The organism is Neisseria sp. P0020.S003 (genome assembly GCF_051957095.1).
In the GTDB taxonomy this organism is placed as follows: domain Bacteria; phylum Pseudomonadota; class Gammaproteobacteria; order Burkholderiales; family Neisseriaceae; genus Neisseria; species Neisseria subflava.
Genome location: NZ_JBQCWU010000018.1, coordinates 26,563 through 35,625 on the forward strand (window position 1 = coordinate 26,563; position 9,063 = coordinate 35,625).

A 9,063-nucleotide genomic window follows, 5' to 3' on the forward strand; every position below is an offset into this window, starting at 1 on the left:
TTTATTTGACATTCTCTAAAATTGACCAGATTTTGGACGGCCTGTTTTTAATCTGTTTGGCGTAATGCTCGATTTTCTCACTGTTGTCCTTGGTATAAATGTCGCGACACAATATATCCAATGCATCTTTGTTCAAGTCGCCATAACGGTTGTTGGTATATACCGACAGGATGCAGGCTTTCAGAGGATGGAAGGGAACGCCGTATTTCTGCGCATTGTCCCGATTTCCAAACAGCCATGCGGTATCTGCTAAAGCTGCGTAGTTGCTCAAAGCTGCCGCTTTAAATAATTTTTCTTTGATCAGCGGATAATTTTTCTGCTTCTGATTTTCCAGTTTGAACACTTCATTCATCAATTTTTGTGAACCGTTAGGCGCAAGTTCGTCTTCTAAAGCTGTTTTATCATATTCGGCTTCAATATCATCAAGTAAGTCTTGTGCCGCTCCCTCGCCGTTTTCTGCGGCTTTTTTCAGCCAATAGTAAAACTCGCTTTCTTTGAGGTTTACAGGATCTGTTGTCATTTCCAACTGCATGGCCAGCAGATATTGCGCTTCAGCATCGCCGGCTTTTGCTTTGCGCCGCAGGTTTTCTTCTCCGCCGGTGCCTAATGCAAATGCCGTACCGGTAATAAGTACAGCCAGCCCACACCAGACATATTTTTTCAACATTCCGTTCCCAACCTTTCAGACGGCCTTTTGAACCAGATAATTGCTCAATTCCACATATTTCTCAGCGGCAATGTGTTCTGCCCTGTCCTGCGGATTGATGCCGACTGCCTGCAAATCATCATCGCCGACAAGTTCCTTCAAATTATTGCGTATGGTTTTGCGGCGTTGATGGAAAGCCAGTTTCACCAGTTTGGCAAAATGTTCGAAATCTTCCGCTTTGCCGATGCGGTGTTTCACCGGAATCATGCGCACCACGGCCGAATCCACTTTCGGAGCAGGATCAAAGGACTCGGGCGGCACCTCAATCAACATTTCCATATCGAAGAAATATTGCAGCATTACGCCCAGACGGCCATAGTCATTGGTTTTCGGCTGAGCCACCATACGTTCGACCACTTCTTTTTGCAGCATAAAGTGCATATCGATCACATCGTCTGCCACTTCGCTCAATCGAAACAAAAGCGGCGTAGAAATATTGTACGGCAGGTTGCCGACAATTTTTTTCTTGCCTTCAATGCTGTTGAAATCAAACTGTAATACGTCGCCTTCGTGTATCACCAATTTATCTGCAAACGGCAAGGTTTTCAGACGGCGTACGATGTCTCGGTCGATTTCGCAAACATGCAGGCGATTGAGTTTCTTCGCCAAAGGCTCGGTAATGGCAGCCAAGCCCGGGCCGATTTCGATCACGATATCGTCAGGCTGCGGTCTGACCGCGTTGACAATATCGCTAATAATCCGCGTATCCTGCAAAAAATTCTGCCCGAAGCGTTTCCGGGCCTTATGTTCTTTCATATCTTTCTTCAAACAAGCTGTTTAAGGCAGTATTGTAACTGAAACAGGCGTTTTTGTCGGCACGCTTTCAGACGGCATTTGCCTAATTTTAAGCAAACGGCGGTGCTTTCAAACCCAACGATTTCAGTAATTGCGCGGTCTCATAAACCGGCAAACCCATCACGCCCGTAAAACTGCCCTGCAAATGCTCGACAAATACGCCACCCAAGCCCTGAATCCCATACGCACCAGCTTTATCCATCGGCTCACCGCTGGCAACATAGGCTGCAATCTCCTCAGCCGCCAACGTTTTAAAACGCACTTCACTCGCCTGCACCACATCATGGCGCACGCCTTGCCAGTAAACACATACAGCCGTCAGTACTTGATGCGTCCGTCCGGACAAACGTTCCAGCATATCGACCGCATCCGCCTCGGATTCCGGTTTACCTAAAATAACCGCACCATCCGCCACCGTCGTATCCGCCGTCAATACAGCAAACTCAGGCTCTTGATCATGAGCAGTAAACCATTGAGCCACCGCCGCCTCATTTTTCTCACAGGCCATACGGCGCACATACTCTACTGCAGCTTCGCCTTCTTTAGGGGTTTCATCAATATCCGCAGGAAGGCGGCGTACTGTGAAACCCAAATTTTCCAAAATCTCACGACGGCGCGGACTGCCCGAAGCCAGATAAATTGCGTTCATTGTATTGGTTTTCCTTATTTTGAAATTTTATGCTGGCCGGACAGGCGGACATAATGCGCAGAGGAATACGTCAAAAATTCCTTTTCCTCATCAGTCAGCGGACGCACTTGTTTCACAGGCGAGCCGACGTATAAAAAACCGCTTTCCAATCGCTTGCGCGGCGGCACCAAACTGCCCGCGCCTATCATCACATCATCTTCGACAACCGTATCGTCCAAAATAATTGAACCCATGCCCACCAAAACACGATTTCCAATTCGGCAGCCATGCAGCATGACCTTATGCCCAATCGTCACATCATCGCCGATAATCAGGGGCGAACCGTCAGGCTTCGCCGCATTCTTATGCGACACATGCAAAACGCTGCCATCCTGCACATTGCTGCGCTTACCGATAGAGATACTGTTCACATCGCCGCGCAATACAGCATAAGGCCAAATCGATACATCTTCCGCCAGCGACACTTCGCCAATCACTACCGAAGTCTCATCTACAAAACAAGACTCATCAACCGACGGCACATAATCCAAAAACGCACGAATAGGGTTTGCCATTTCCAATAATCCTTTTCTCAAAACCAAAACTGATCAGGCCGTCTGAAAACACGGCGTAAAACGATTTTATACTACAACAATACGAAATCAAGCCAGAAAATCATCAAAAGGCCGTCTGAAACAGTTTTCAGACGGCCTTTCATCATAAACCCTTTATCTTGGCTTACCACTATTTATCATTAACGCCTCATCTGTCTTTTATGGAATAATCGTCTTCATTTAATTCTTGGAGAAGCCGATGAACACACGTTCAGGAAATTATGCAGCGCCCCTGCTAGTCGTCGGCTGCGTCGTCTTCGGCTTGGGCAGTTTGATCGTCAAATTTGTCGATGTCGGCTCTTACGCCATCGCATTCTGGCGCTTGCTGATCGCCGCCCCTATATTCTTCCTGCTCGGGCGTTTTTTCAGACAAAAAATGCCCACGAAAAGAAAAACAGTTGGCTACGCAGTCTTATCCGGCGTTTTCCTCGCATTCGACCTCGCTCTGTGGCATGAAAGCATTCACGCCGTAGGCCCCGGCATTTCCACCTTGCTCAACAGCCTGCAGATTTTCTTTTTAGCCGCCATCGGCTTCTTCTTTTATTCGGAACGTCTAAGCGCCCTGCAAATTTTAAGTTTGATATTGGCTACCATAGGCGTAGCCTTAATCGGCAGCCCAGAATTCGGTCATAACAACAATGCCGCATGGGGATTTGTCAGCGGCGTAGTGTCCGGTGCTATGCTGGCCCTGTCTATGGTTTTCGTACGCAAAACCCATGAACAGGAAAAAGTCGGTTTGTTTCCACTGATGATGATTTTAAGCTTTGGCGGCGCAATGGCGCTGGTCATCCCATCTCTGCTATTCGATGCCGCCCATCTTTACCCCAAAACTTTAAACGATGTGATTCTAGTCTCCATCTACGGCATCGTTATGCAATGCTTTGCTTGGGCATTGATTGCTTACGCCATCCCGCTTTTATCCTTGTCACTGACCGGCCTACTACTGCTCTCCGAACCAGTTGCCGCCATGTTGATCGATTATTTCTGGCTAGATAAACCGATTAACGCCGTCCAATGGAGCGGCGCTACTTTGACTTTATTGGCGATTTATTTAGGTTCGTTAAAAGACAAAAAATAGATACCAAAAAGGCCGTCTGAAAAATTTCAGACGGCCTTTTCATCTGTTATTGCTTATTTAATACTGGTACCGATACGGCTGAGTTCGCCAAAGTTCATCCAAACAAAGAAGGCTTTACCGACAATCAACTTGTCATCGACAAATCCCCAGTAACGAGAATCGGCGCTGTTGTCGCGGTTGTCGCCCATCGCGAAATAACGGCCTTCGGGAACTTTACAAATAAAGCCATTGCCGTCTTCTGCGTACTCACAATTTTCCAAACCGCTCGTTTCAAGCGAGTAATTGCTTTCAGGCATTACTTCGGAGGTGTATTTGTTCAATACGGCAATGGATACGGAAGGCTGACCGGCTTCTTTGACCACATCAAAGTTTTTGCCGTTCAAGGCCGTCTGAAAACGCTCAAGCGTATGAATCATAGACGGATCGGTATCATCTGCGTATTGATAATTGCCGTTTGGTTTTTCGGGAATAATTTCACCGTTAACAGTCAAAACCTTATCACGATATTCCACAACATCACCCGGAATACCGACGATACGTTTGATGTAATTCATCTCAGGCTGAAGTGGGTAATTGAACACCACGACATCGCCTCGGGCAATATTGCCGACAGGGATAATGACCTTATTCAAAATCGGCAGGCGGATACCGTAAGAAAATTTGTTTACCAAGATAAAATCGCCTTTGACCAAGCCCGGACGCATGGAACTGGACGGAATTTGGAACGGCTCAGCAATAAAGCTACGCAATACAAAGATAACCAAGATGATAGGAAAAAAGCCGCCCATGTAGTCGGTAAAATGTGCATTGTCTTCGCCGGTTTCGCTTTTTTTCAGACGGCCTTTATGGATTGCCCAAACAATACCGGTGAACACGACAAACACCAGCAATACGGCGGTAAAGCTCATAAATTCGGACAAAATTCCGAATACGCCGACCATGCACAAGAGATAACTCCATTGCAAGCCGGAGCTCCATTCGCCGTTTTCCTGGCGCTCTTTACTGCTTTTGAAGTTGAGGACCAAGCCGGCCAGCAGTACAACGATTGCGCCTAAAGTCAGATTTATACTCATTATTTATCACTCACTTGCAGAATCGCCAAGAACGCGCTTTGCGGGATTTCCACATTGCCCACTTGTTTCATGCGGCGCTTACCTGCTTTTTGTTTTTCAAGAAGTTTTTTCTTACGCGTAATATCGCCGCCGTAACATTTCGCCAAAACGTTTTTACGCAGGGCTTTGACGTTCTCACGGGCGATAATCTGGCTGCCGATAGCGGCCTGTACGGCAATATCAAACATCTGGCGCGGAATCAGTTCGCGCATTTTTGCTGCCAGCTCACGACCACGGTGAACGGCGCTTTGACGGTGGACAATCAGGCTCAGGGCATCGACTTTTTCGCCGTTGACCATGATGTCGAGCTTAATCAAATCAGACGGTTGGAACTCTTTGAAATGGTAGTCCAACGAAGCATAGCCGCGCGAAGTAGATTTGAGTTTGTCGAAGAAGTCCATTACGACTTCGTTCATCGGCAAATCATAAGTCAGCATGACTTGACGGCCCATGTATTGCATATTGACCTGAACGCCGCGCTTTTGGTTACACAGAGTCATGACGTTGCCGACATATTCCTGTGGCACGAGGATGGTCGCAGTGATAATCGGCTCAAGAATGGTTTCGATGGTGCTGATTTCAGGCAGTTTGGACGGGTTTTCAACTTCGATTTTCTCGCCGTTTTTCAACACAACTTCATAAACCACCGTTGGCGCAGTGGTAATCAAGTCCATGTCGAACTCGCGTTCCAAACGTTCCTGCACGATTTCCAAGTGCAACAGACCCAAGAAGCCGCAACGGAAGCCGAAGCCCAATGCTTGGGAAACTTCAGGCTCAAATTTCAACGAAGCATCGTTCAGCTGCAATTTTTCCAAAGCGTCACGCAAGGCTTCGTAGTCGTGGCTTTCTACGGGGTAGAGACCCGCGAATACCTGACTTTGCACTTCTTGGAAGCCGGGCAGCGGCTCAGAAGCAGGGTTGGCAACCAAGGTAACCGTATCACCGACTTTCGCCTGACCCAATTCTTTTACGCCGGTAATCAAAAAGCCTACTTCGCCGGCTTTCAGTTCTTGTTTTTGAACCGATTTCGGCGTAAATACGCCCAGCTGCTCAACCTGCGTTTCCGCCTTGGTGCTCATAAAGCGCACTTTGTCTTTCAGCTTGATGGTGCCGTTTTTCACTCGAATCAGCATGACCACGCCGACGTAGTTGTCAAACCACGAATCGACAATAACCGCTTGCAACGGCGCATTTTCATCACCGGTCGGCGCAGGGATTTTGGCAACGATTTCTTCCAAAACATCTTCCACACCAATACCGCTTTTGGCAGAACATTGAACCGCGCCGACCGCATCGATGCCGATAATGTCTTCAATTTCCTGCTCCACGCGCTCGGGTTCTGCGGCAGGCAAGTCGATTTTGTTCAAAACAGGCACAACTTCCACGCCCAAATCAATAGCGGTATAGCAATTCGCCACGGTTTGCGCTTCTACACCTTGGGACGCATCGACCACCAAAAGCGCGCCTTCGCAAGCCGACAGTGAACGGGATACTTCATAAGAGAAGTCGACGTGTCCCGGAGTATCAATCAGATTGAGCTGATACACCTGCCCATCGCGCGCTTTATAGTTAAGTGCGGCGGTTTGCGCTTTAATAGTAATGCCACGCTCTTTTTCGATGTCCATGGAATCGAGTACCTGCGTACTCATTTCGCGCAAATCCAGGCCGCCGCAGTATTGGATGAAGCGGTCGGCAAGCGTCGATTTGCCGTGGTCGATGTGGGCAATGATGGAGAAATTCCGTATGTTTTTCATATTGTTATTAAGATAAATGCAATTAAAGTCGGAAAGGCCGTCTGAAAAAACAGGGATTCGGTTTTCAGACGGCCTTAGAATAAGGTTGAATCGTTCCGTATTCTAACGGAAATTCAACGTTTCTGCATGATTTTATAGCGATTTGACAATCTCAGTCACCATCTTCGCAGAGCTGACGGCCGCTGTTTTCAAAAACTCTTCAAATCTGATGTCCGCTTTCTCATCTGCCGAATCGGATACGGCGCGAATAATCACAAACGGCACTTCCAACTGGTGACAAGTCTGCGCAATCGCCGCAGCTTCCATTTCCACTGCTTTGACCTCAGGGAAATGGCTGCGGATTTCCGCGACACCTTCGCTGCTGTGCACAAAACGGTCGCCACTAACAATCAAGCCTTGCGTTACAGCCGCACCTTCAAACACTTGCGCCGCCTTTTCTGCTTGGCGAATCAAGTTCTCATCCGATGCAAACGCAGCAGGAAGTTGCGGTACTTGCCCCCAAACATAACCAAAAGCCGTTACGTCAACATCGTGATGCGCCACAGTTTCGCCGATGACCACATCGCCGACCTTCAATCCTTTGCCCAAACCTCCTGCACTGCCGGTATTGATGATGCAATCCGGTGCAAACTGATGAATGACCCAAGAAGTCGAAACCGCTGCATTAACCTTACCGATACCGCTTAAAACCAATACCATGCGTTTTCCTGCCAACTCGCCTTCATACGCCGAGAATTTACCGAAGGACACATGCTTGACATTAGCCATGCTTTCACGCAAAAGCTCGATTTCCTGCTCCATTGCGCCGACCACGGCAATTGTTTGTACTGACATCTCGTTACCTTTCCATTCACTAATCGGGCAACATTATAACAGCAGAATTTAAAATCACAGGGATACTGAAAAATCTGCTATATTCCCAGAACGACACTCAATTTAAAATAGATTGACGCTCGAGCTGGCAAACAGCAAATAATGGTTGCTTCTGTTATAATTATTCTCAATGAAATAACTTAATATTAACTATCTGAATTCTTATGTTTGACGAAAATACTCCGGGTGCAAAAGAAGAATTGTTCGCTTGGCTACACCATATGAACACATACAAAGGCTCCGACCTTTTCATTACCACCAATTTCCCGCCGGCCATGAAAGTGGACGGCAAAATTACGCGACTGAGTGATGAGCCGTTGAGTGCTGAAAAATGTATGGAAATCGCTTTTTCGATTATGTCTTCCAAACAAATCGAAGAATTTTCTTCCACCAACGAATGCAACTTCGCCATCAGCCTGCCCGATACCAGTCGCTTCCGTGTCAATGCCATGGTTCAACGCGGTGCAACAGCTTTAGTGTTCCGCTCCATTACCAGCAATATCCCGAAATTTGAAACGCTCAATCTGCCCCCTATTCTGAAAGACATCGCCCTCAGAAAACGCGGCCTGATTATTTTTGTCGGTGGTACAGGTTCGGGCAAGTCCACTTCTCTCGCCTCCCTTATCGACTATCGAAACGAAAACAGCTTCGACCACATTATCACCATCGAAGACCCGATTGAGTTTATCCACCAACACAAAAACTGCATCATCACCCAACGAGAAATCGGCGTAGATACCGAAAATTGGCCGATTGCGCTGAAAAACACCCTGCGCCAAGCACCGGATGTTATCTTGATTGGCGAAATCCGCGACCGCGAGACCATGGACTACGCTATTTCCTTCGCGGAAACCGGCCATTTGTGTATGGCGACACTACATGCCAACAATACCAACCAAGCACTCGACCGCATCATCAACTTCTTCCCCGAAGAGCGCCGTACCCAGTTGCTGACAGACTTGTCGCTCAACCTGCAAGCCTTTATTTCACAAAGACTGATTCCCCGTGAAAGCGGACGGGGTCGTGTGGCGGCGGTCGAAGTTTTGCTCAATTCGCCGATTATTGCCGACTTGATTCAAAAAGGCGAAGTCCACAACATCAAAGAAATGATGAAAAAATCAACCGGCATGGGCATGATCACTTTTGACCAAGCCTTGTATGATTTGTATGAAAACGGCGATATCAGCTATAAAGACGCTATTAAAAATGCCGACTCCCCCCATGACTTGCGCCTAGACATTCAATTACGAAGCCGTCGTGCGCAAAATGCCGGTCCGGATTTAGAATTGATTTAACGTCTTCAAAGCATAAAAAAGGCCGTCTGAAATCTGAACTGGCCCCCAAATCTTGGACACTCATAAAAGCCTATTCAGGCACTCTGTGCAAGCTGGGTTCTGTATGCGACAGGACTCAGCTTTTTCAATTTCAAACTGCAACGCTCCCGGTTGTAGTAATCCATATAGTCATCTATCTGCTTCATCAATTCGTCCACCGTCAATTCAC

Annotated in this window: 10 protein-coding genes; 2 read left to right on the forward strand and 8 right to left on the reverse strand. The window is 47.5% G+C overall.

What is annotated here, in order from left to right; genetic code table 11:
* Window position 1: 1 nt before the first annotated feature.
* The 4 genes from ACTHTQ_RS09355 to ACTHTQ_RS09370 form a co-directional block, all read right to left on the reverse strand.
* The gene (locus ACTHTQ_RS09355; RefSeq protein ID WP_440363751.1) at window positions 2–667 is read right to left on the reverse strand and encodes a sel1 repeat family protein; all 666 of its coding nucleotides are present in this window, start codon (window positions 665–667) and stop codon (window positions 2–4) included.
* 15 nt (window positions 668–682) lie between these two features.
* Complete coding sequence (rsmA, locus tag ACTHTQ_RS09360) at window positions 683–1,462, reverse strand: 16S rRNA (adenine(1518)-N(6)/adenine(1519)-N(6))-dimethyltransferase RsmA (protein WP_440363752.1); 780 nt, start codon at window positions 1,460–1,462, stop codon at window positions 683–685.
* Window positions 1,463–1,550: 88 nt separating this feature from the next.
* On the reverse strand, window positions 1,551–2,150 hold the full coding sequence (locus ACTHTQ_RS09365) for a Maf family protein (protein WP_440363753.1): 600 nt from the start codon (window positions 2,148–2,150) through the stop codon (window positions 1,551–1,553).
* A gap of 14 nt (window positions 2,151–2,164) precedes the next feature.
* Window positions 2,165–2,704 carry a gamma carbonic anhydrase family protein gene (locus ACTHTQ_RS09370; protein WP_049350611.1) on the reverse strand — a complete coding sequence of 180 codons (540 nt, stop codon included), beginning with the start codon at window positions 2,702–2,704 and terminating at the stop codon, window positions 2,165–2,167.
* Between the two features lie 238 nt (window positions 2,705–2,942).
* On the opposite strand from ACTHTQ_RS09370, the gene ACTHTQ_RS09375 reads away from it, so the two are divergent.
* Complete coding sequence (locus tag ACTHTQ_RS09375; RefSeq protein WP_049336504.1) at window positions 2,943–3,821, forward strand: DMT family transporter; 879 nt, start codon at window positions 2,943–2,945, stop codon at window positions 3,819–3,821.
* A 53-nt stretch (window positions 3,822–3,874) separates the two neighbouring features.
* On the opposite strand, the gene lepB is transcribed toward ACTHTQ_RS09375, so the two are convergent.
* The 3 genes from lepB to ACTHTQ_RS09390 form a co-directional block, all read right to left on the reverse strand.
* Window positions 3,875–4,894 (reverse strand): signal peptidase I, encoded by a 1,020-nt coding sequence (lepB, locus tag ACTHTQ_RS09380; RefSeq protein WP_049336502.1) that lies wholly within the window; start codon window positions 4,892–4,894, stop codon window positions 3,875–3,877.
* Window positions 4,894–6,687 carry a translation elongation factor 4 gene (lepA, locus tag ACTHTQ_RS09385; RefSeq protein ID WP_049351467.1) on the reverse strand — a complete coding sequence of 598 codons (1,794 nt, stop codon included), beginning with the start codon at window positions 6,685–6,687 and terminating at the stop codon, window positions 4,894–4,896. The genes lepB and lepA overlap by 1 nt, the downstream gene beginning before the upstream one ends.
* A gap of 132 nt (window positions 6,688–6,819) precedes the next feature.
* A complete protein-coding gene (locus tag ACTHTQ_RS09390) occupies window positions 6,820–7,521 on the reverse strand; it encodes a 5'-methylthioadenosine/adenosylhomocysteine nucleosidase (protein WP_440363754.1) in 702 nt (233 codons plus the stop codon).
* A 203-nt stretch (window positions 7,522–7,724) separates the two neighbouring features.
* Here ACTHTQ_RS09390 and ACTHTQ_RS09395 point away from each other — a divergent pair, with 203 nt between their 5' ends.
* Complete coding sequence (locus ACTHTQ_RS09395; protein ID WP_070630538.1) at window positions 7,725–8,855, forward strand: PilT/PilU family type 4a pilus ATPase; 1,131 nt, start codon at window positions 7,725–7,727, stop codon at window positions 8,853–8,855.
* Between the two features lie 74 nt (window positions 8,856–8,929).
* Here the strand turns inward: ACTHTQ_RS09395 and ACTHTQ_RS09400 are convergent, their stop codons facing one another.
* Complete coding sequence (locus tag ACTHTQ_RS09400) at window positions 8,930–9,052, reverse strand: IS3 family transposase (RefSeq protein WP_420915677.1); 123 nt, start codon at window positions 9,050–9,052, stop codon at window positions 8,930–8,932.
* Window positions 9,053–9,063: the final 11 nt, after the last annotated feature.